Here is a 22,208-nt window from a genome sequence, read left to right on the forward strand (position 1 = left end):
ATTTTCTTTAATAGTTAATTTATAGATATGAGATTTATTTTAGTATTATTTGCGATTTCACTTTGCTTTTCTTGTAAAGTTGCTACTCCTGTAGAGAAAGAAGTTGTAGAACTTTGGAAACCGTATAACGATTCTACTGAGGTTGCCGAAAATGCAGATCATGAAATCGGGAGAATGCAGTACAAGTTAGTGCAGTCTAAAGTATTGAATAAAAATGATGTTTTTCTTCCCTTATATCATGAAGTCTCTCAAATAAAAGAAGCTGATTACGAGTCTTGGAAATCATTAATTTTAGAACAAAATATTCCTACCATACAAACGCACATAAAAAAAGGTACACTTTCTTATGAAAAACTAGTCTTATTTTATTTGTATCGCATTTATAAATACGAATTGGATAATGAAACTACGCTGAACACCATTTTAGCTTTAAATAAAAATGTAGTAGAAGAAGCTAGGGCTTTGGATGCAAAAATGAAAGATGCTCCAGATGAAAACCATCATCCAATATATGGAATGCCTATCTTATTAAAGGATAATATTGATACGGAAGGGATGCTTACTACGGCTGGTGCAATTGCATTTATGGAAAATAAAACAGATGATGCTTTTATTGTAAAAGAATTAAAACGCAATGGAGCACTGATTTTAGGAAAAGTTAACTTGAGTGAATGGGCTTATTTTTTATGCAGTGGTTGCCCAGTTGGCTATAGTGCTGTGGGCGGACAAACGTTAAACCCTTATGGTAGAAAGGTTTTTGAAACTGGTGGCTCAAGTGCGGGTAGTGGAACAGCAGTAGCAGCTAACTATGCTGTAGCAGCAGTAGGTACAGAAACATCAGGGTCTATTCTGTCACCATCTAGTCAGAATTCTGTAGTAGGTTTAAAACCCACCATAGGTTTGTTAAGTAGAGGTGGAATTGTACCTATTTCGAGTACTTTAGATACCCCTGGGCCTATGACAAAGAATGTTATTGATAATGCAATTTTATTAGATGCCATGTTTGGTTTTGATTCAGGAGACAGTAAATCTATCAACACAAAATATGGTACGAGTTACTTTTCTGGCGCAAGTTTTAATGAAACATTAGAGGGCAAGCGCTTTGGCGTTTTTAAAGGTTTAGTAGAAAACGATTCTATTTATGCGGCTACGCTAACAAAAATAGAAGCTATGGGGGCAACAGTAGTAGAATTTACACCAGGACAAACCCCGCTTCCCGGATTTTTAAGTATCCTTAATATAGATATGAAAAATGATCTACCTGCATATATCAAAGCAAATGTAAAAGATACAGAAGCTGTTACTGTTAAAAATATTCAGGATATCATGGATTTTAATAACCAAGATTCATTAACACGTATTCCATACGGACAAACTTTGTTTGAAGGGATAATGGCAGATACTACAAGTGCCAAAGGCTTAGAAAAGATTATAGCAGATTTAGAAAAAACAAGTCGTGCCTATTTTGATACGGTTTTAGACGAACATCATCTAGATGCTATACTATCTATTAATAATTATCATGCTGGTTATGCTGCGGTGGCTAAATACCCAGCATTAACAGTTCCAATGGGCTATAAAACTACTGGAGAACCTATTAGTTTAACCTTTATAGCAAAACAATTACAAGAATTAAAATTATTAAAATTAGGAAGTGCTTTTGAGAAAGGAACAAAAGTGAGGCAGTTGCCTAAGGGTTTTCTGGAGTAAGCTTTAGATAGAACCCTGAATTATTATGATAGCTAAAAAAATCTTATTATCAATATTCTCAAAGTTTTATTGGGTCGTTTTTGTAATAGGTATCCTAACTAGATTTTTTAATGAATTAAATATTTTATCAAACTTTTTATTAAATATTATTCTAACCTTATTTTTTGTTAAAGTAGGGATTGTGCTTCATGAAATAGGTCATATAATTTTTGCTAAATTAGTTGGTGGTAAACCAAGGAGAATAATTTTAGGACGAGGACATGAAGTCTTTAGGGTTGAGTTATTTACAATAAAAATCATCTTGAATAATAAATTTAATGGTGGATTAGCAATGGCTAATTTTAATAATTTAAATTTTCTAAAATTTAGATTATTCATTTTTGTTTTAGGTGGTCCAATAACTAATATCTTTTTAGCATATTCAATTTTCATGTTATTTGGATTTAATAAAGAGTCATATACTGGTGACTTTGGAATTGATTTATTCACTTGTGTCATTATTGCTAATGGATATTTAGCATTAATAAGCTTATTACCTTTTTATGTAGATTATAATGGGATCAAAATTGCGTCGGATGGATTAAGTCTTTTACAAATACTTTTTCGAAAAGATAATACTCTAGTGAACGACTTTAACAGAGATGATTTGTTTGAAGCATATGAATATCTAGAACAAAAAGAATATAACAAAGTGATTCCTATTTATGAAAAATATCTAAAAATAGAAAGTGCAGAAATATTTTGTAAAATTAATTTAGCTATTGCGTACTCTAAAATAGGTAAAATAAAAGATGCGATTAGGGTCTCAGAATCTTGTTTGGAATTAGTTAAAGATAAAAAGCAAAAATATTATAATTCATTTTTAAATAATAATTTGGCTTGCTTTTATTTAATTGCAGAAGAGTATGATAAGTCGGAATACACTTCCAAAACTGCTTATTCTATAAACCCTAACCATCCTAATTTTAAAGGAACAAGAGGTGCTTCACTTATAGAATTAGGTAAAATAAAACAAGGCATTGATATGTTAAAACCTCTTGTTGATTTTAATTTTCCTAATAGCAATACATTATGGGCATCAATGTATTTATTTTACGGATTGCATTTAGTAAATGAAAATGAAGAAAAAAATAAGTATAAAAATTTTGTCATTTCTAATATGGAAATACTTGATTTGGATTATGGTATTATTTGGAACAACATTTTGGAAAGAACTACACATAAAGAATAAATACATTACGATTTCATGTTAAAAATTAATTTGTGTTTAAACAATTCATAAGCTAAAGATGTTCTAATTTGGAATAATAAGAAATCTTGTTAAAGTAATGCGGTTCAAGTAGCTTATCGTATTTTTGCATTCCATTACAATACTATGCGTACAAAAACACTTAAGAAGAATAAAATTAATGTAGTTACTCTAGGTTGCTCTAAGAATGTATATGATTCTGAAGTACTTATGGGGCAGTTAAAAGCCAATAACAAAGTGGTAGTTCATGAAGAAGAAGGTAATGTAGTAGTGATCAATACCTGTGGTTTTATTGCTAATGCAAAGGAAGAGAGTGTCAATACTATTTTAGAGTATGTACAAAAAAAGGAAGAAGGTGTTGTAGATAAAGTTTTTGTTACGGGTTGTTTAAGCGAGCGCTATAAACCAGATTTACAAAAAGAAATTCCTAATGTAGATGAGTATTTTGGGACAAGCGAATTGCCCAATTTATTAAAAGCTTTAGGAGCAGATTATAAGCACGAACTTATTGGAGAACGCTTAACGACTACACCTAAAAATTATGCTTATTTAAAAATTGCTGAAGGCTGTGATAGACCCTGTTCGTTTTGTGCAATACCCTTAATGCGAGGGAAGCATAAAAGTAAGCCTATTGAGCATTTGGTGACTGAAGCAGAAAAATTAGCAGCGAAAGGCGTAAAAGAACTGATCTTAATTGCACAAGATTTAACCTATTACGGTTTAGACTTATACCAAAAAAGAAATTTAGCAGAATTGCTAAAAGAACTGGTTAAAGTAGACGGAATAGAATGGATTCGTATGCACTATGCATTCCCTACAGGCTTTCCTATGGATGTGTTAGATGTGATGAATAAGGAACCTAAAGTGTGTAACTATTTAGATATCCCCTTGCAACATATTTCTGATGCTATTCTAAAAAGCATGCGCAGAGGAACCACACATGCTAAAACCACAAAGCTTATTCATGAGTTTAGAGCTGCTGTTCCAGAAATGACCATTAGAACCACATTAATAGTTGGCTATCCGGGCGAAACGGAAGAAGACTTCCAGATCCTAAAAAATTGGGTAACCGAAATGCGTTTTGAGCGGTTGGGTTGTTTTACCTATAGCCATGAAGAAAATACACATGCTTATTCTTTAGAAGACAATGTGCCAGAAGAGGTGAAACAACAGCGTGCTGCTGAGATTATGGAAATTCAATCTCAAATTTCATGGGAACTCAATCAGGAAAAAGTGGGGCAAACCTTGCGTTGCATTATAGACCGTAAAGAAGGGAATCATTTTATTGGAAGAACGGAATTTGATTCTCCAGATGTAGATAATGAAGTATTGATAGATGCTACTAAATATTACTTAAAACAAGGTGAGTTTACCAACATTAAAATCACAGAAGCAGCGGATTTTGATTTGTATGGGGAGCCTGTTTAAATACTTGATAATTACAAAATATTAAGCAGAATAAACTTATAAAATAGCAAAGTTGATAAACTCATAAACTGCTTTTTAACTCTTCTTCATCATTTTAAAGGTAAACCAGCCTAATAAAGCAATCATTACAAGCATAATTCCCCAAAGCCAATTTTTATCTTCAAATAAGGGTTTGGTTGGTGGTATGCTTATTTTTTCGATAGCTACTTCTTCGCCCAAAGCTAAATTTGTATTTGTTTTAGGAATAGCGTCGGGTAATAAGCTAATATCATAACTTGGAGCATAAGCATTTGGATTTCCATAGGTAAAATAATATGCTGCATCTTGCGTAAAGCGAGCGATGAGCTCATGCGCATAACCTTTACATTCTAAACCAGTAATTGCAATAGGCTGATTGTCGTGATGAGAAATCGTTACGCGTATTTTTTTAGCAATGGTGCTTCTAAAAGTAAATTCATTTTTTTGTAAAGAAGTTAAGGTTCCTGAACTAAGGGTACGATAACTATATTTCCATCCTTTCTCAGTGTTTACACTATCTGTTGCATAACTTATTGTTGTTGGGCGGTAATAGTCAAACGTGTCATTAACATTTACTTTTAAATAACTTATAGGAGCAGCATTTTTTAATTCAATATTTAAAATGGTTTGTTTGGTATCTTTATTTAGGTTAACACTAAAAGTCTTATTTGTATAATTTTTATATATGGGCGCTATAGTTTTATGTTGTCTAATTTTAGCAGTAGAAAGTTTAGGATCTGTATTACTTTTAATTTTTAATCTGTAATAGGTGTAATTCGCATTAGGAAAATTAACGGTAGTAAACTTATAATTGGTATTTGTATTTTTAATGGACAGAATTCTATAATTATCTGTAAGTGTGTACCATTGTTTCTGGTTTTGACTACCCTCTAAAGTGATTCTTTTATCAAAATTTTCAGCAGCAAAAAGCAATTCAATTTCATTTATAGTTTTATTTCCAGTAATCTTATAGGTGTAAAAATAAGCACTGTTGGTATGGCTTTTATTTAATAGAGTAAAATTAACGGCTTCAGAAGTTTTCTCCTCTTTTTTGATGTTTAAAACATAGGGTGCTTCAATGGTATCTGTTGGAGTTATTCCATAAATCCGAATATCTGCAAGATTTGCTTTTGTATTTTGGTATACTTCATCAGGAATGGAAATACTATGCCATTGCGCTGTGCTTTCTTGTACACTCCGCTTATAGTTGTATTCTTTGAGTTGTGCAGATACGTTAGCACCAATACATAATAATAATACGATTAGTTTAATTGTCTTTTGGTTCATCAGCTATTTGTTTTGTGTATTTATTGTAAAGGAATGAAACTATTAATAATAATATTCCTAAAGAAACAAATACAATTGTTTTAGAAATGGTGTCTAGATCGGCAATATCATAGAAGAATAATTTTACTAAGGTTGCTCCAAATAATGCAATGCCACCAACTCTAATATGTTTTTTTCGTTTCCAAATCCCTAAAATAATAAGGAATAATGCATAAACGCCCCATAGAATACTCAGATTCATTTTATATGACTCAGAATATCCGTAAATACTCATCCAGTGCAATAACTCGCTACTTAAAATCCAAATGAGAACGGTATGTAAACTGATTTCAAGACCTATTTGTATTTGTAGTTTCATGAATAACTGTTTACTGTAAGTGTACGAACTATAGAGAATAAGTCCTAAGAAAATAAAAGAGATATATCGGATCCAAAGATAAGAGATGCCAATATCATAGAATTCAGCTAAGCTTTGGTCAATATAATACTCCCTTAATTCGCTAATGATAAATAAACCACCCGTTAGAAAAATGAATATGCTGAGTGCGTTTAATAGTAAATTTGTAATACCAAAAGTTCTGCTTTTTATTTTTTTAATATTAACTAGAGAAAGTATACTAAAAAATAATATGGTATAGTTGATAATCCAGATGCCTTCAAAATCTCTAATACTATAATTTTGATGATATCTTTCCGCTATTTTTAACTCAGAATCTATATAAAGTTGTTCCCAATAGGTGCCTATTTCTAGCGCGAAAGAAAAATATAAGGTAATGAGAAACAGTATAACAATCCCAGTAGAGATGAACTTTTGCAAGCTCGTTTTTTCAGCTAAGGCTAGATTTTTCTTAAAACTTATCCAACTAATAAACCCAAAAGATAAAGCAACTAGTATACTGCTTAAAAAATTAATATTAAAAATGGGAGTGATGTACGCTTCAGGATTTGATTTGCTATATCTAAAGTAATCAGAATCCCAATCTTGAACTAAACTAAAGAATGCTAAAAATATGAGAGGATAAGAGAGTTTTTCGTAAACAGCTATCTGTTTTGTTCTTCCTATCCAGAATAATAAGGCTGCTTCTAAAGCCCATAAAATTGTTACTTTATACCCATCTAATTGTACGGGTATGGTTATGGTTAAAAATACCAATACTAAAGTAGAAATAAGGTAAAATAATTTTTTATCAGCTAGTTTTTGCTTGTAAACGATTACTGTAAAAATAAAATGTATAATAGCATTACCTAAGGTAAATAGTCCTAGATATTCCTTCCCTGTTTCATGATCTGCTAGTATGCCATAGCCAATAAAAAAGAAGAAAATAGAGTTTATGAACAAAAATACAACATCGCCTCCCGCGTAAGGTTCTTTTTTAAGTAGCTTATAACTAATAAATGTGAAGTAAAAAATAATAAAAAACAGAAGTAAAAATCCAAGTGCTATTGTAAAATGCTCAGTTTGGTTGTATGAAAAAGCAAACCAACTTATAAAAATTAGCCATGTAAAGGCAAAAGCTACATAGTATAATGCTTTCCAATATTTCTTAAAACTAATGACTAAAATACCAATATTGATAATGGCCATATAACTAAATAGAAATAGTACATTTCCAGAATTATTACTTAATAAAAAAGGAATTCCGTAAGCCCCTACTAAGCCAATATGAGCAATAATTTGTTTGTTGTAATGTATTGCAGCTACTATAGCAAAAACAGTAAAAACGAGCATTAATACAAAGGCCATTGTTTGCGGTAGCAAGCCATATAAGTCATAAGCGGCAAAGGTTATAAAATACATGATGGCAATGGCACCACTAACTAAAACAGCACTATAGTTGGTGTATTTAGCTTTTAATTTTAAACCAAAAGCAAGTAAGCCTATACCCGTAATATACCCTAGAACAATACGTGTTAATGGGCTTATTAAGTTATTTTCTATAGAATATTTAGCGCCAATAATAACACCAATTACGGTTATTAAAATTCCAATTTTATTAATTAAATTTTCACCAATAAACCTTTCTAAATCAGATTTTTTCTTTGGCTTTGGAGGGGTTATTGGTTTGTGCGTTGTTGCTGGTTTAGGAGTTTCTATAGCAACAGGCGTAACAACTTTTTCTGCTACGGGTGTAATTTTTTTAATAGGCAACTCTTCTTTTATCTGTTCTATTATGGGTACTTTAGGTTCAGTAGCTTCAAGAAGTTTTGTTTGAGGAGTATTTTCTAATTGTTTAATCTCCTTATGTAGTTTAACTAACTCTTTTGCAAAGTCTTCTTGCCTATTCAGCAAGATGGCTAACTTTTTTTTGAGGAAGTTTATTTGGTCTTGGTTCGTACTCATATATTGCTGCTTTTTTAAGTAACCACACTGTTACTTTATGTTATAACGTATTTTTATGGTAAACGTTTTAATTCATTAGCATATAATTTTCTGCCTAGTTCTGCTAGAAACGGTATTCCAATAGTACCATATTCATAAGTATTATCATTAAAAGTTTCATTGTTGTTTACTAATATCGTAGCAGTAACAAGAAATTCTATAGCATTGGTGCTATCTTTTATATAAGCGCAATCTGTTAGCGTACCATAGGCATAGCCAACTTTATTATATATTTTAATATTTTTTGGAATGCTAGTTTTAGTATCTCCATACATAAAGAACTTTATATAACTATCATAATAATCTAATGATTCATAACCTAGTTCTTTAGGAGTAGCTCCCATTGTTTTTAAAAGAAATAGATGTTGTTGTTCTGTTAAATGAAATCTTTTGTCTTTAGAAAATGCATTGGGGAAAATAATTCGTTTTAATACCTCATGTTGCGCATCAATAGCATAATAATTTTTATAACTAAAATCAAATGCTTCTGATACTAACTGTTCATTTTCATAAAAATATTTCCCTTTTTTTATTTTATGTAGCTCCAATGGTTCAATAGGTGTATTAATAATCTTAGATGATAAGGTAGTTGTGCTATCATTTAAGTAAATCACTAAAGGTTTTGTAGTAAGATTATCAGCATCTTTAACAGAAAGCCGATGTGAGATACGGGTGTTGTTAATCCCTTTTTTTTTAAGTTGTTTATTGATGTAGTCTGTACCTAAAAATTCAAATAACCGATTGTAAGCAGCATTATCACTATAAGCAAATATCTTAGTAATTTCATTTGTTATGGTTGTTTCTAGGGTATCTCCCTCAATATAAAACAATGTATTCTGATCAAAATAATCAATACTATTTAGTTTTTCTAAAGCTAAAATGGCAACTGGTAATTTTATAGTGCTGGCGGGATAAAAATAGTTGCTAGAATCTACTTGAAAAGTATAATCAGTAAAAAATGGCTGCCCTTTTTTTCTGCTGATCTGTGTGTATTGTATTTGTATCTCATGGCGCTCTAGTTGTTCCGTTACGCTTTTAATATTCTGAAGGTTAGACTGTAAAACTTTTTCTAGAGGATCTTGGGTATTGGTTTTTGTTTCACAAGAGTAACTTATAAAAATGAGTAAACTTAAAAAAGAAGCTAATTGTTTAGGTTGCATGGTTTTGTACTAAGTTATTCTTCATAAAGTTCGCCTCTATGCGGTTTTAAAGCATCTCTTACTGGTTTCATTTCGGCATCAGTAACCACTAAATAGGCAATGCTATGCATATCATTTATATGCTTACACCCAGTAATATCTAGTGTCAGTTGCTCTGCATTGCTATATTCTTTTAAATGTATTTCATGATGTTCTGCTGTTTTGCTAGCCGCAGGACCTCTAAAATCCCAAATCATTTTTATTTTTCTGATACTCATTATAGGTAAAATTAATGCTTCAATATTTTTTAATACTCCCTGAATAAAGGGAATTTTTGAAGTACAAGTTAAAAATAGGTGATTTTTGTTAAATAAGAACACTTGCACAGCATTGCTTATTTATTATTTTTGTAAGATGCTTTTACATCAAAATAACAATAGAATACTTATTAAGTTTCTAATTCTAGGATACTGTTTTTTTTGTTTTTCATGCAATCCAAAAGAAGAAGAAAAAGAGGTTCTTGCCAGAGTAGGCGATACTTATTTGTATAAAGATGCTATTAGTGCTGTGCTTAATGAAACATTGGCTCCCGAAGACAGTATTTCGTTTGTGCATAATTACATAAACAATTGGGCAAAAAAGCAACTGCTACTTTCTAAAGCTAAAATAAATTTACCAGAAAATAAATTAAAAGAATACGATCAACTCATAGAGAATTATAAAATAGATTTATATACTAGAGCGTACAGAGAAGCGCTATTAAGCACGGTTAAAGATACTTTGGTAAGCACAGATCAGTTAACTGCTTTTTATAATAAAGAGAAAGAGAATTATAAGCTTAAAGAAAAATTGGTACAACTTCGGTTTGTAGAACTTCCACTGGCTTTTTTAGAAAAAAATATAGTGAAACAAAAATTGAAAAGGTTTAATTCATCAGATATTAAATATTTAGATTCTGTTGGCGTACAATTTAAAAAACTCAATTTTAATGATTCTATTTGGGTTTCTTTGGCTAGAGTTGAAGAAGAAATACCCGTTTTAAACCCAGAAAACGAAGATAAGTACTTAAAAAAATCACAATTTTTTGAATTACAGGATTCATTAGGGGTATATTTGGTAAAGATTACCGATATATTAGAACCTAACGATATTGCTCCACTATCTTATATAAAACCATCTATAAAGCAAGTTTTATTAAATAGAAGGCGTTTGGAGTTGATCCGAAAAATGGAAACCGAAATAATTGATGATGCAATTAAAGACAAAGAATTTGAAGTTTATGAAAAAAAGTAGCACAACCGTATTTGTTCTTATTTTATTATTTATCTCTACTACCCTTTCTTTTGCACAAGAAGAAAAGGAAGAAATGATGGATAAAGAAGATGTTAGTATGATAGCTGATTCTACAGCAACATTTAAAAAAATTAAAATAGACGGTGTTGCCGCTGTTGTTGGAGAATATCTAATTTTGGAGTCTGATATCGAAAAAACCTTAATAGATTTACGAACACAAGGCGCTTCTGAAGAGGATATAACCCGTTGTGGATTATTAGGTAAATTAATGGAAGATAGGCTTTATGCGCACCAAGCAGTACAAGATAGTATTTTAGTATCCGATGATGAAATTAATGCAAATAGTGATCGGCAAATACAGCAATTAGTTGCACAAGTAGGTGATATTAAAAAGGTATTGGCATTCTACAGAAAACAAGATGAAGCCAGTTTTAGACAAGAACTATATAAAATAAACAAGTTACGCATGCTTTCAGAAAGAATGCAACAAAGTATAGTTTCCGAAATTGAAATTACTCCAGATGAAGTAAGACAATTTTTTAATAAAATACCGAAAGATGAGCGTCCAGTATTTGGTGCAGAATTAGAAATTGCTCAGATTGTTAAAAAACCTAAAGCATCACAAGAAGAAAAGCAAAAAGTTATCGATAAACTCAACAAAATAAGAGAAGACGTTTTAAATAATGGGTCTAGTTTTAGTGTAAAAGCAATATTATATACAGAAGATCCGGGCTCTAAATCAGGTGGAGGTTTTTATAAAATTAACAAAGAAACCGGTTTTGTAAAGGAATTTAAAGATGTAGCGTTTAGCTTAGGAGAAGGAGAAATATCTGAACCTTTTGAAACTACTTTTGGATATCATATTATTTTGGTTGAAAAAATACTAGGGCAAGAAAGAGAGATTAGACATATTTTAATGATACCAAAAATTTCTGATAGTGCTATGGAAGAGGCTAAAAAGGAATTGGATAGTATTCGTGCAAAAATTATCAATAACGAATTTACTTTTGCAGAAGCAGCCTTAAATTTCTCTGATCAGAAAGAGACAAAAAATGATGGAGGACAACTTCGTAACCCTATAGATTTTGGTTCCAGATTTGAACTGACCAACATGGATCCTAAATTATACAACCAAGTGCGAAATTTAAAAGGGAATGAAATTTCGTATCCGCTTCTTGAAGAAGATCCTAGAGATGGTACTAGCTATAAAATTATAAAAGTAACAAATAGGTATGATGAGCATACAGCAGATTTTGCGCAAGATTACCTTAAAATTCAACAATTGGCCTTAACAGAAAAAAGAACTAATGCCATACGAAAGTGGTTAACAGATCATATAGAAGATACCTATATCAGTGTAAACGAGTCTAATAAAAACTGTGATTTTACTAACAATTGGGTAAAATAAAAAAATTATATGTCAGACGTTACTGCTATTGAAAATCTTGTTGAAAAACATCATTCTCTAAAAAAAGAAATTGCAAAAGTTATTATTGGTCAAGATGCTGTTATAGATCAGATTTTACTATCTATTTACACAGGAGGTCATTCCTTATTAATAGGTGTACCAGGTTTAGCTAAAACTTTAATGGTAAATACCATAGCTAAAACCTTAGGTTTAGATTTTAAAAGAATACAATTTACACCAGATTTAATGCCAAGTGATATTCTTGGAAGTGAAATATTAGATCAAAGCAGAACTTTTAAATTTATTAAAGGCCCTATTTTTTCTAATATAGTTCTGGCAGATGAAATTAACCGTACCCCACCAAAAACACAAGCAGCTTTATTAGAGGCGATGCAAGAACGTACGGTAACGGTTTCTGGTACAAATTATAAATTGCCTGCACCCTATTTTGTGTTAGCAACGCAAAATCCAATAGAGCAAGAAGGTACTTACCCTTTACCCGAAGCGCAATTAGACAGGTTTATGTTTGCTATTGAATTAAAATATCCTTCGGTAGATGAGGAAATAGCTGTGGTAAAAGCAACTACATCAGATCATAACCCTAATCTAAATGCATTGTTTAATGCAGAAGATATTATTGCTGTACAACATTTAATTCGTAGAATACCAGTTCCTGATAATGTGATATCCTATGCTGTTAATTTGGTAAATAGTACAAGACCAAATCTAGAAACAGCTACAGCTTATGTAAAACAATACATTGATTGGGGAGCAGGACCTAGAGCATCACAGAACCTTATTTTAGGTGCTAAAGCACACGCTGCTATACATGGAAAATTCTCTCCAGATATAGAAGACGTTAAAGCAGTAGCCCTAGGAATCTTAAGACATCGTATTATAAAGAATTACAAAGCAGAAGCAGAAGGTATTTCAGAAGACCGTATTATTCAAGAATTACTTTAATATAAGGAACTTCTCTACACAGTATTCCAATTTTTTAGTTAGTTTAAACTAAAAGTTTCGACTTTTATGAAGCGTTTTTAACAGTATTTTTCTAATATGTCTGCAAAGTAGATACAAAGAAGAGAACTAAGCATTAAAAATCATAAATCATTAAACAAAAAATTTTAGTAACACTATAGATTTTACTAATTTTACAGGATTGCATTAACTTAAACATTCAATATAATGGCATTTGATATAGATATGATTCATAAGGTGTACGCCAATATGTCCGAACGTGTAGATACAGCACGTAAGATTGTTGGAAAACCACTTACACTATCAGAGAAAATTTTGTATTCTCACCTTTGGGAAGGTAACCCTAGTAAGGCATTTAATAGAGGTAAAGATTATGTAGATTTTGCACCAGATCGTATTGCTTGTCAAGATGCAACGGCACAAATGGCATTATTACAATTTATGCAAGCTGGTAAGCCAAAAGTAGCAGTGCCAACAACAGTGCATTGTGACCATTTAATCCAAGCTAAAAGTGGAGCAGCTGTAGATTTAAAATCTGCAAGTGCTACAAGTGCTGAGGTATTTGATTTTTTAGAATCAGTATCTAATAAATACGGTATTGGTTTTTGGAAACCGGGAGCTGGTATTATTCACCAAGTTGTTTTAGAAAATTATGCATTTCCTGGCGGAATGATGATAGGAACAGATTCACATACCGTAAATGCGGGTGGATTAGGAATGGTTGCTATTGGAGTAGGTGGGGCAGATGCTGTAGATGTAATGGCAGGAATGGCTTGGGAACTTAAATTTCCAAAACTTATAGGTGTAAAATTAACAGGAACAATTTCTGGTTGGACTGCACCAAAAGATGTTATTCTGCGTGTTGCAGAAATTTTAACTGCAAAAGGAGGAACTGGAGCTATTGTTGAATATTTTGGAGATGGTGCTACTTCCTTATCGTGTACAGGAAAAGGAACCATCTGTAATATGGGAGCAGAAATAGGAGCTACTACTTCTACATTCGGTTATGACGAAGCTATGGAGCGTTATTTAAGAGCTACAGATAGAGCTGATGTTGCTGATGCTGCTAATAAAGTAAAAGAATATTTAACAGCAGATCCAGAAGTATATGCAAATCCAGAGCAATATTTTGATCAAGTGATTGAAATTAACTTGTCTGAATTAACACCACTATTAAACGGACCTTTTACTCCAGACTTATCTACAGCTGTAGGTACAGATATGACTGCAAAAGCTAAAGCTAATGATTGGCCAACTGTAGTAGAGTGGGGCCTAATAGGATCTTGTACAAACTCTTCTTATGAAGATTTATCTCGCGCAGCTTCAATAGCACAGCAAGCAGTAGATAAAGGAATAAAAATGAAAGCAGAATTAGGAATTAATCCAGGTTCTGAACAAGTGCGTTTTACAGCAGAAAGAGATGGTATACTACAAGTTTTTGAAAACTTAGATGCTAAAATATTTACCAATGCATGTGGACCTTGCATCGGGCAATGGGCTAGATATTCTGATCCTAAAAATGCACCAAAAAATAGTATAGTACATTCTTTTAATAGAAACTTTGCTAAAAGAGCAGATGGTAACCCAAATACACACGCTTTTGTAGCTTCTCCTGAAATTACAGCAGCTATAGCAATATCAGGTAGATTAGATTTTAATCCTATTACAGATACCTTACTTAATGATAATGGGGAAGAGGTTAAATTTGATGAGCCAACTGGTTGGGAATTGCCACCTAAAGGTTTTGAAGTAGAAGATGCTGGTTTCTTAGCTCCAGATGAAGACGGATCAGGTGTACAAATAAAGGTAAGTCCAACATCTGAACGTTTAGAGTTATTAGAACCTTTTGTTCCTATTAAAGACGAAGAATTAAAAGGTGCTAAATTGCTAATTAAAGCCTTTGGTAAATGTACCACAGATCATATTTCTATGGCTGGGCCTTGGCTGAGGTATAGAGGACATTTAGATAATATTTCTAATAACTGTTTAATAGGTGCAGTAAATGCATATAATAAAAAAACAAATTTTGTTAAAAATCAATTAACAAATGAATATGGTGGAGTGCCAGATACACAGCGTCAATATAAAGCTGCTGGTATTAGAACCATTGTGGTAGGTGATCATAACTATGGTGAAGGATCTTCTCGCGAGCATGCCGCTATGGAGCCACGTCATTTAGGGGTTGCTGCCGTAATTGTAAAATCGTTTGCGCGTATACACGAAACAAACCTAAAAAAGCAAGGAATGCTGGGCTTAACTTTTGCTAATGAATCTGATTATGATTTAATACAAGAAGATGATACATTTAACTTTGTAGATATCGCAGATTTTACTCCAGGAAAACCGTTAACAGTAGAAATTGTTCATGCAGATGGAAGTAAAGATACCATTAAAGTAAACCATACCTATAACCAATCACAAATAGAATGGTATAGAGAAGGTTCTGCTTTAAATGTAATTAAAAAGGAAAATGCAGCTTAAAACTTACAAAAGTCTTTTTTTTGGCATTTAAAAATTAATTTATAGCAAAAACTCCTGATTATTATCAGGAGTTTTTTAGTTTTGAGAAAACCTCGTTATCGAATGAAAATTAATAAGAAAACTATTTTAAACCTATTACTTTTTGCGTTTATCATTTCTTTTTTTGTGACCCCTTTAGGTGATTATAGTAAAGTTTTATTAAACAAAATATTTTCTTTCAGCCCGTCTGTTACCGATGAAGCAAATCGGAATAAAATTCTTGATTATGATTGGAAATTAAAAGATGAAAATTGGAATATTTTTAATTTCGAAAAATCAGAAGGTAATGTCGTCTTTATCAATTTTTGGGCTTCTTGGGTGTTACCATGTGAAGCAGAGTTGCAAAGTATTCAAAATTTATACGACTTATATAAAGGAAAAATAGATTTTTATATTATTACTAATGAAGAGCGAGAACCTGTTATCACATTTATGGAAAAGAATGGGTATACATTTCCTGTAACTTATTTATTTATAGGGGAGAAAATGCCACTAACAGATATAAAAGCGCCCACTTCTTATTTAATTGATGCACAAGGCAATATCGTTATAAAAAGAACAGGTATAGCAGATTGGGACAATCAGAAAATCTATAAATTGCTAGATAAGCTAATTTTAGAAAAATGAAATTAACAAGAGGGAGAATAAGTAATTTAATTTTTATTATCGTTATTGGACTTTTTCTTTTTACACCTTTACAATTTCATGTAAGTGTATTGTTAAATAAAGCTTTAGCTGTTTTTAGCCCTTCAGAAATAGACAAAGAAGATAGAGAAGTACTATTAGATTATCATTGGAAATTGATAGATTCTAATCAAGAAGTTTTAAATTTTGAAACTCAGAAAGGAGAAGTTGTATTGATTAACTTTTGGGCTACATGGTGTCCGCCTTGTGTTGCTGAAATGCCAAGTCTACAGGAATTATATAAAGATTATGGCGATAAGCTTACTATTTTATTTGTAGCACATGATGATAAGGAAAAAGTAAGTGCCTTTCTTAAAAAACACAACTATACTTTTCCAGTATATTATGAAAATACTAAAACGCCCAAAGCATTGAACTCTAAAAGTATACCTACCACCTATATCATTGATAAAAAAGGACAAATTGTAGTAAATAAGACTGGAGCAGCCAATTGGAATAGTGATTCAACAAGAGCCCTTTTAGATACTTTATTAGCAGAATAAAATGCCTCAAGTCACCACACTTACTTTTTTTAGGTATACTTCTTTTAAAAGTAAATTATGGGCTTTTATGATGATGCAATTTGCTCATAAATCACTTTTAAAAATACCAGGGCTTCAATTTTATAAATTAATGGGTAGTGGAAAAGAGGGTTTTAATCCAGCACCGGATTGGTCTGTATATGCATTATTGCAAGTTTGGGATCAGGAGAAATTTGCAAACACATTTTTTAAAGAATCCTCTTTATACAAAAAATACAAATTATATAGTACGGACCAGTATGTTGTATACATGAAAAGCATAAAGGCAAAAGGGGTGTGGTCTGGTCAAAATCCTTTTAAAATGAGTAATCATTTAGATAATGATATTCCTTTTATAGCTGTTATAACAAGAGCAACTATTAAATTGAGCATGTTACGCAAGTTTTGGAAATATGTTCCTACTTCACAAGAATCTTTACAAAACAATGATGGTTTATTGTTTGCTAAGGGAGTTGGGGAAGTACCCTTAATGCAAATGGCAACTTTTAGTATTTGGAAAAATGAAGAGTCTTTAATGGATTATGCTTATAAAAGTCATCAACACCAGCATGCTATTGTTAAAACCCGAAAATTAGATTGGTATAAAGAAGAGCTTTTTTCTAGATTTCAACCTTATAAAACAATAGGGAAATGGAAAGGGAAAGATTTTTTACAGTTAAAAACTAATGATACTCTTTAGTTTATCATATGATCAGTGCAGCGTAAAGTAGAAATATATAAAAAATACCAATTGTGCGCAGTAATAGTGGAATGAGAACACTTTATCCCCTTTTATTTTAAAGAAATGTAATATGGTTTGAAATAGAAGTGCAATAACAAACCAAGTAATATAATTTTCCAATGGAGCTATGTTTCCAATAAAAGTCCAAAAATCGAAAATAGGAGCACTGTGCTCCATAAAAAAGTCTAAGAAAAGCATTAAAAAAGCACTAATAACTATTTTGGTCCAAGCTTTGGTAAAAAAATGGCCTACAATTGTTGCTGTAATAAAAGTAAGTAAAGCCCAATAGGCGCCAATTAAAAAGGGAACACCATCTAATTTTAGCCCAAAATTTGCGCCATATCTATAGGAGCCAAACAGTATGCCGTAGTTTACACCAAGCCATTCTGCAAACATACCACCTATAAAAAAAATACTAAAAGCAGTATATTTCTTGATAGAATTTATAGGGAAAGCCCAAAGGAATAAAAGTAAACTTAATGATAGATTTAAAGGCGTTTTGGTAATAAACCAATCTTGATAGCCAATAGTAACACCTATAATAGCAGAAACATGGAATAGCCATACAATAATGATAGAAATATTGGCTTTAGAAATATTTTTGAGTGCCTTCATCATTTATTTCACTTTTGGGACAAGATCAGCTACTATTTTTGCAGATAATAAACACAAAGGGATTCCACCACCAGGATGTACGGAGCCTCCGCAAAAATATAAGTTTTTAATTTTACGACTAAAATTAGGATGTCTTAAAAAAGCAGCAAATTTAGTGTTACTCGCAGCACCATACAATGCTCCTCTGTACGAGCTAGTATTATTTTCAATGCCTACAGGGTCAAGAATATATTCTGTTGTGATGTGCTTTTCGATGTCTACATTTAGAACCTGATTAATTTTTTTTATGATATGTAGACGAACTTCGTGTTTTAATTTTTCCCAATCTTGTCCATAATTACCTGGGGCATTTATCATTACAAACCAGTTTTCATGCCCTTTGGGTGCATCATTTTTATCTTCTTTGCTAGTGATATTTATATAAATGGTAGGATCATTATATAGGGTTTTATCTTCAAAAATTGCTTTAAATTCATCAGTATAAGAGGCAGTAAAAAGAATATTATGTAAGTCTAATTCTGGGAAGTCTTTAGAAATACCCCAATAGAAAATTAAAGCGGAACTTGAGCGTTCTTGAGCCAATGTTTTATTGGGATGTATTTGGTCTTTTAAGAGCATTTTGTAGGTAGGATAAACATCCATATTAGATACGATAAGGTCAGCTTGGTAACTTTTTTCTGTTGAAATTACACCTGTTGCCCTTTTGTGCTTAACACAAATTTCTTTTACATGTTCATTAAATTTAAAAATAACGCCTTGTTGTACAGCTAATTGATATAAACTCTGGCTAATCTGATGCATTCCTCCTTTAGGGTAAAATGTGCCATAATGCATTTCTAAATGTGGGATCATAGACATAATACCAGGAGTTTTATAAGGTGATGAACCATTATACGTGGCATACCTATTAAAAAGCTGTATTAATTTAGGGTTTTTAAATATCTTTTGATGTAGCTCATCTAAACTAGTATTTGTGTCTAATTTTGCTATTTGTAGAATTGCTTTTGTAGTATTTTTTGAAAAGTATGTGTTTGCTTTATGTAAAGAATTTTCTAAAAATAATTCAGCAGTAAGCTCATATTTTTCTTGATTTCTTTTGAGGTAATCAGAAATGGTATTTTTGTCTTCTTTAAAAGTTTCAGCTGCATTTTTAATAAAGTCTTCTGAATTCTGTTTTGCAGAAAAAGTGGTGCCATCTTCCCAGAAATAATTACAAATGTTATCTTTTCTATAGAAATTAAAGTGTTCTTTTGGGTTTATTTTATAAAGCTGAAATAGTTCTTCTACCAAGTGTGGCATCGTAAATAAAGAGGGGCCTAAATCAAACCGATAACCATTTAAGTTAATAGCATGCATTTTTCCACCAGCATATGAATTAGCTTCTAATACCGTTACTTGATATCCTTTTTTTTGAAGACGTAATGCGCTTGCTATTCCACCAATACCTGCGCCGATAACAATGGCTTTTGCCATGTTATTTTTTAAAATATTTAAAAGGGACAAATAACATCCCAAAACATTCTCCGTGTTCTTTACCTAAATGTTTATGGTGCATTTTGTGGGCTCTTCTTACTCCTTTTGCATACCAATTGTTTGCATTTCTGAAGAGTTTAAACCGTTGGTGAATAAAAATATCGTGTACTAAAAAGTAAGCAGCTCCATAGGCCATAATACCAAAACCTAAAGGCCAGCCATACCAAAAATCAGTATTGGCGCCGATCATAATTAAACCCATACTTACAATGGCATAGATAATAAAAAAAGCATCGTTTCGTTCAAACCAAGAATCGTGATCTTTATGGTGATGATCTTTATGTAAACTCCACAGAAAACCATGCATAATATATTTGTGACTAAACCAAGCCATAAATTCCATAAATACAAATGTGCTTAAGAATATAGCAATCCAAATAAAAACGTTCATTTTAAACTAAATGCAATTTATAATTTACATACGATTTTGCGAGCAGACCAAATTTTTGATAATTAGGAACTCTAATTCTTGTGTTTTTAATTTCTAATGGAGGAGTGTTTTGTAATTTACTCAATAACTTATAATAGTATTTATAAGCAGTATAAACACCAAATTTAGCTTCGTTCGGTAATTTTTCAATACCAGAATATCCTAAAGCAAAATCTGCTTTTATCTCATCTACTATTCTTTTTTTAGAGGCGGCATCTAGTTCTCTTAAATTTGTTCCGGGAAAATAAGTTCGCTCTAAAACTTCAAAATCAGCTTTTAAATCTCTTAAGAAGTTCACTTTCTGAAAAGCAGAGCCTAATGCCATTGCAGATTTCTTTAAACTTTCATATTGCTCAGTATCTCCTTTTACAAAAACTTTTAAACACATTAAACCCACTACATCGGCAGAACCATAAATATATTCTTTATACTCTGCATCTGTATGGTATATATTTTTATGTAAATCCATTCGCATGCTTTTCATAAAAGAATCTACCAAGTCATAAGGTATTTTGTATAAATGATATGTTTTTTGAAAAGCATTTAGGATAGGATTTAAACTTATTTTATGCTCAAGAGCATCTTTAAGATCATCCTCAAATTTATTAAAAAGATATTCTTTTTCGTACTCATGAAATGTATCTACAATTTCATCTGCAAAACGAACAAAACCGTAAATGTTATAAATATCACTTCTTATAGAAGCATCTAACATTTTTGTTGCAAGCGCAAATGAGGTACTGTAGGATTCAGTAACTATTTTACTACAGGAAAACGAAACTTTGTCAAAAATACTTTTCATCTTTTCGTGTTTTAGTTTTTCATAATTAATTCTGATACAAGTTTTCCTGAAATTATAGCAGGAGGAACTCCAGGACCAGGAACAGTAAGCTGACCTGTAAAAAAAAGATTTTTTACTTTTTTACTTTTTAAATTAGGCCTTAGAAATGCAGTCTGACTTAAAGTATTAGCCAAGCCATAGGCATTTCCTTTGTATGAGTTATATTGTTCTTTAAAATCCTTTACACAAAAGGATTCCTTAAATATAATATTATTTTTAACATCTTCTCCAGTACGTTCCTCTAATCTTTTAACAATCAGCTTAAAATAATGTTCTCTTAATTCTTCTGTATCTTCTAAATTTGGAGCTATGGGAACTAAGAAAAAGCATGCCTCATTATTTTCTGGAGCCATACTAGGATCCGTTTTTGAGGGTACGTTTAAATAAAATAATGGATTTTTAGGCCATTTAGGAGTATCATATATTTCTTTAGCATGTAATTCAAAATCAGTATCAAAAAACAAATTATGATGTTCTAAATTTTCTAATTTTTTATTTAAGCCTACATAGAATAATAGTGAGGAAGGGGCAAAAGTTTTACCATCCCAATAGTTTTCAGAATACTGTCTGTATTCACTATCTAATAAGGTTTCTGAATGGTGGTAATCTGCACCACTTAAAATAATATCTGCATTAAATTCTTTGCCTTTACATAATATGCCTACGGCTTTTTTATTTGCTACTCTAATTTTTTCTACAGGACTGTCTGTATGTATTCTTACACCTAATTCCTCTGCCAGACTTTGCATTGCCTTTATTATTTGATACATACCACCTTTAGGATGCCAGGTGCCTAAACCAAAATCAGCAAAATTCATAAAATTGTAGAAAGAGGGTGTTTTATTCGGTTTTGCACCTAAAAAAAGAACAGGAAATTCTAGCGTAGAAATTAATTTTGGATTCTTAAATTTCTTTCGGACCTGTGTGCTTATAGTAGAAAAAAATTGACCAACCCTAACAGCAGTCTCAGGGGTTACTAATTCTAAGGGGGATAATCCAGGCCTTAAAACCACTTTGTTTATGGCAATATTATAATTGTCTTGTGCTTTTTTTATAAATTTCCTTAAGTGTACAGCACTTCCTTTTTCAATACGTTCAAACTCTTTGCAGATTTTGTCCATAGAATCACCAATAGTGATGATATCATCCGAAAAAAAAATTTTGTAAGCAGGACTTAGTTTATCTAATTGATAGTAATCTGAAGTTTTTTTTCCAAATTCAGAAAAGAATTTATCAAAAATATCTGGCATCCAGTACCAACTTGGGCCGATATCAAATGTAAATCCATCTTTTTGTAATTGCCTAGCTCTTCCCCCAATAGTACTATTTTTCTCAAAAACTGTAACAGTATGCCCACTTTTTGCAAGGTGGCAGGCTGCAGAAAGCGAAGAGAAGCCAGACCCAATAACTATAATTTTTTTACTCATAC

19 protein-coding genes are annotated in these 22,208 nt (G+C 31.6%); 10 read left to right on the plus strand and 9 right to left on the minus strand.

Going from position 1 to position 22,208, the window contains the following annotated elements; genetic code table 11:
• Window positions 1-27: 27 nt before the first annotated feature.
• From ACZ451_RS11750 to rimO, 3 genes are all read left to right on the plus strand, one after another.
• Window positions 28-1,710, plus strand: coding sequence for an amidase family protein (locus ACZ451_RS11750; RefSeq protein WP_464212630.1), 1,683 nt, complete (start codon window positions 28-30; stop codon window positions 1,708-1,710).
• A 25-nt stretch (window positions 1,711-1,735) separates the two neighbouring features.
• On the plus strand, window positions 1,736-2,941 hold the full coding sequence (locus tag ACZ451_RS11755) for a tetratricopeptide repeat protein (protein WP_464212632.1): 1,206 nt from the start codon (window positions 1,736-1,738) through the stop codon (window positions 2,939-2,941).
• A 144-nt stretch (window positions 2,942-3,085) separates the two neighbouring features.
• Window positions 3,086-4,387 carry a 30S ribosomal protein S12 methylthiotransferase RimO gene (gene rimO, locus ACZ451_RS11760; protein WP_464212634.1) on the plus strand — a complete coding sequence of 434 codons (1,302 nt, stop codon included), beginning with the start codon at window positions 3,086-3,088 and terminating at the stop codon, window positions 4,385-4,387.
• A 75-nt stretch (window positions 4,388-4,462) separates the two neighbouring features.
• Here rimO and ACZ451_RS11765 read toward each other — a convergent pair whose 3' ends face one another.
• Genes ACZ451_RS11765 through ACZ451_RS11780 form a run of 4 tightly spaced genes read right to left on the minus strand, consistent with a single transcriptional unit; the run spans window position 4,463 to window position 9,489 of the window.
• Window positions 4,463-5,692: a DUF3999 family protein gene (locus ACZ451_RS11765; RefSeq protein ID WP_464212636.1), complete on the minus strand. Its 1,230-nt coding sequence runs from the start codon at window positions 5,690-5,692 to the stop codon at window positions 4,463-4,465.
• Window positions 5,673-8,033, minus strand: coding sequence for a DUF2339 domain-containing protein (locus ACZ451_RS11770; RefSeq protein ID WP_464212638.1), 2,361 nt, complete (start codon window positions 8,031-8,033; stop codon window positions 5,673-5,675). Before ACZ451_RS11770 ends, ACZ451_RS11765 begins: the two co-directional genes overlap by 20 nt.
• A 53-nt stretch (window positions 8,034-8,086) precedes the next feature.
• Entirely contained in the window at window positions 8,087-9,232 is a 1,146-nt protein-coding gene (locus ACZ451_RS11775; protein WP_464212640.1) for a serine hydrolase, read from the minus strand.
• 14 nt (window positions 9,233-9,246) lie between these two features.
• Complete coding sequence (locus ACZ451_RS11780) at window positions 9,247-9,489, minus strand: hypothetical protein (protein ID WP_464212642.1); 243 nt, start codon at window positions 9,487-9,489, stop codon at window positions 9,247-9,249.
• Between the two features lie 136 nt (window positions 9,490-9,625).
• Between ACZ451_RS11780 and ACZ451_RS11785 the strand changes: the two genes are divergently transcribed.
• The 7 genes from ACZ451_RS11785 to ACZ451_RS11815 all read left to right on the plus strand — a co-directional run bounded on the left by ACZ451_RS11785 (window position 9,626) and on the right by ACZ451_RS11815 (window position 17,318).
• Window positions 9,626-10,504 (plus strand): peptidyl-prolyl cis-trans isomerase, encoded by an 879-nt coding sequence (locus ACZ451_RS11785; protein WP_464212644.1) that lies wholly within the window; start codon window positions 9,626-9,628, stop codon window positions 10,502-10,504.
• A complete protein-coding gene (locus ACZ451_RS11790) occupies window positions 10,491-11,912 on the plus strand; it encodes a peptidylprolyl isomerase (RefSeq protein WP_464212646.1) in 1,422 nt (473 codons plus the stop codon). Before ACZ451_RS11785 ends, ACZ451_RS11790 begins: the two co-directional genes overlap by 14 nt.
• Window positions 11,913-11,921: 9 nt before the next feature.
• Window positions 11,922-12,875, plus strand: coding sequence for an AAA family ATPase (locus ACZ451_RS11795; protein WP_464212647.1), 954 nt, complete (start codon window positions 11,922-11,924; stop codon window positions 12,873-12,875).
• Between the two features lie 225 nt (window positions 12,876-13,100).
• A complete protein-coding gene (locus ACZ451_RS11800; RefSeq protein ID WP_464212649.1) occupies window positions 13,101-15,374 on the plus strand; it encodes an aconitate hydratase in 2,274 nt (757 codons plus the stop codon).
• A gap of 102 nt (window positions 15,375-15,476) precedes the next feature.
• Window positions 15,477-16,040: a TlpA family protein disulfide reductase gene (locus ACZ451_RS11805; protein ID WP_464212651.1), complete on the plus strand. Its 564-nt coding sequence runs from the start codon at window positions 15,477-15,479 to the stop codon at window positions 16,038-16,040.
• Window positions 16,037-16,600 (plus strand): TlpA family protein disulfide reductase, encoded by a 564-nt coding sequence (locus tag ACZ451_RS11810; RefSeq protein WP_464212653.1) that lies wholly within the window; start codon window positions 16,037-16,039, stop codon window positions 16,598-16,600. Before ACZ451_RS11805 ends, ACZ451_RS11810 begins: the two co-directional genes overlap by 4 nt.
• 1 nt (window position 16,601) lies before the next feature.
• Window positions 16,602-17,318: a DUF3291 domain-containing protein gene (locus ACZ451_RS11815; protein ID WP_464212655.1), complete on the plus strand. Its 717-nt coding sequence runs from the start codon at window positions 16,602-16,604 to the stop codon at window positions 17,316-17,318.
• 12 nt (window positions 17,319-17,330) lie between these two features.
• Here ACZ451_RS11815 and ACZ451_RS11820 read toward each other — a convergent pair whose 3' ends face one another.
• From ACZ451_RS11820 to ACZ451_RS11840, 5 genes are read right to left on the minus strand one after another with little or no spacing between them, the layout of a single operon-like run.
• Window positions 17,331-17,978: a carotenoid biosynthesis protein gene (locus ACZ451_RS11820; RefSeq protein WP_464212657.1), complete on the minus strand. Its 648-nt coding sequence runs from the start codon at window positions 17,976-17,978 to the stop codon at window positions 17,331-17,333.
• Window positions 17,979-19,448 (minus strand): 1-hydroxycarotenoid 3,4-desaturase CrtD, encoded by a 1,470-nt coding sequence (crtD, locus tag ACZ451_RS11825; RefSeq protein WP_464212659.1) that lies wholly within the window; start codon window positions 19,446-19,448, stop codon window positions 17,979-17,981.
• A gap of 1 nt (window position 19,449) precedes the next feature.
• On the minus strand, window positions 19,450-19,899 hold the full coding sequence (locus tag ACZ451_RS11830; protein WP_464212661.1) for a sterol desaturase family protein: 450 nt from the start codon (window positions 19,897-19,899) through the stop codon (window positions 19,450-19,452).
• A gap of 1 nt (window position 19,900) precedes the next feature.
• Window positions 19,901-20,740, minus strand: coding sequence for a phytoene/squalene synthase family protein (locus tag ACZ451_RS11835; RefSeq protein ID WP_464212663.1), 840 nt, complete (start codon window positions 20,738-20,740; stop codon window positions 19,901-19,903).
• An 11-nt stretch (window positions 20,741-20,751) separates the two neighbouring features.
• Window positions 20,752-22,206 carry a phytoene desaturase family protein gene (locus ACZ451_RS11840; RefSeq protein ID WP_464212665.1) on the minus strand — a complete coding sequence of 485 codons (1,455 nt, stop codon included), beginning with the start codon at window positions 22,204-22,206 and terminating at the stop codon, window positions 20,752-20,754.
• Window positions 22,207-22,208 lie beyond the last annotated feature (2 nt).

It is taken from the genome of Allocellulophaga tsushimaensis, from assembly GCF_055383085.1.

Bases quoted from the DNA above. Each gene is read 5' to 3' on its own strand.
- ACZ451_RS11830 (WP_464212661.1), bottom strand. From the start codon at position 19,899: ATGAACGTTTTTATTTGGATTGCTATATTCTTAAGCACATTTGTATTT.
- ACZ451_RS11805 (WP_464212651.1), top strand. From the start codon at position 15,477: ATGAAAATTAATAAGAAAACTATTTTAAACCTATTACTTTTTGCGTTT.
- ACZ451_RS11765 (WP_464212636.1), bottom strand. From the start codon at position 5,692: ATGAACCAAAAGACAATTAAACTAATCGTATTATTATTATGTATTGGT.
- rimO (WP_464212634.1), top strand. From the start codon at position 3,086: ATGCGTACAAAAACACTTAAGAAGAATAAAATTAATGTAGTTACTCTA.
- ACZ451_RS11810 (WP_464212653.1), top strand. From the start codon at position 16,037: ATGAAATTAACAAGAGGGAGAATAAGTAATTTAATTTTTATTATCGTT.
- ACZ451_RS11775 (WP_464212640.1), bottom strand. From the start codon at position 9,232: ATGCAACCTAAACAATTAGCTTCTTTTTTAAGTTTACTCATTTTTATA.
- ACZ451_RS11780 (WP_464212642.1), bottom strand. From the start codon at position 9,489: ATGAGTATCAGAAAAATAAAAATGATTTGGGATTTTAGAGGTCCTGCG.
- ACZ451_RS11835 (WP_464212663.1), bottom strand. From the start codon at position 20,740: ATGAAAAGTATTTTTGACAAAGTTTCGTTTTCCTGTAGTAAAATAGTT.
- ACZ451_RS11770 (WP_464212638.1), bottom strand. From the start codon at position 8,033: ATGAGTACGAACCAAGACCAAATAAACTTCCTCAAAAAAAAGTTAGCC.
- ACZ451_RS11790 (WP_464212646.1), top strand. From the start codon at position 10,491: ATGAAAAAAAGTAGCACAACCGTATTTGTTCTTATTTTATTATTTATC.
- crtD (WP_464212659.1), bottom strand. From the start codon at position 19,448: ATGGCAAAAGCCATTGTTATCGGCGCAGGTATTGGTGGAATAGCAAGC.
- ACZ451_RS11815 (WP_464212655.1), top strand. From the start codon at position 16,602: ATGCCTCAAGTCACCACACTTACTTTTTTTAGGTATACTTCTTTTAAA.
- ACZ451_RS11800 (WP_464212649.1), top strand. From the start codon at position 13,101: ATGGCATTTGATATAGATATGATTCATAAGGTGTACGCCAATATGTCC.
- ACZ451_RS11840 (WP_464212665.1), bottom strand. From the start codon at position 22,206: ATGAGTAAAAAAATTATAGTTATTGGGTCTGGCTTCTCTTCGCTTTCT.
- ACZ451_RS11785 (WP_464212644.1), top strand. From the start codon at position 9,626: ATGCTTTTACATCAAAATAACAATAGAATACTTATTAAGTTTCTAATT.
- ACZ451_RS11750 (WP_464212630.1), top strand. From the start codon at position 28: ATGAGATTTATTTTAGTATTATTTGCGATTTCACTTTGCTTTTCTTGT.
- ACZ451_RS11820 (WP_464212657.1), bottom strand. From the start codon at position 17,978: ATGATGAAGGCACTCAAAAATATTTCTAAAGCCAATATTTCTATCATT.
- ACZ451_RS11755 (WP_464212632.1), top strand. From the start codon at position 1,736: ATGATAGCTAAAAAAATCTTATTATCAATATTCTCAAAGTTTTATTGG.
- ACZ451_RS11795 (WP_464212647.1), top strand. From the start codon at position 11,922: ATGTCAGACGTTACTGCTATTGAAAATCTTGTTGAAAAACATCATTCT.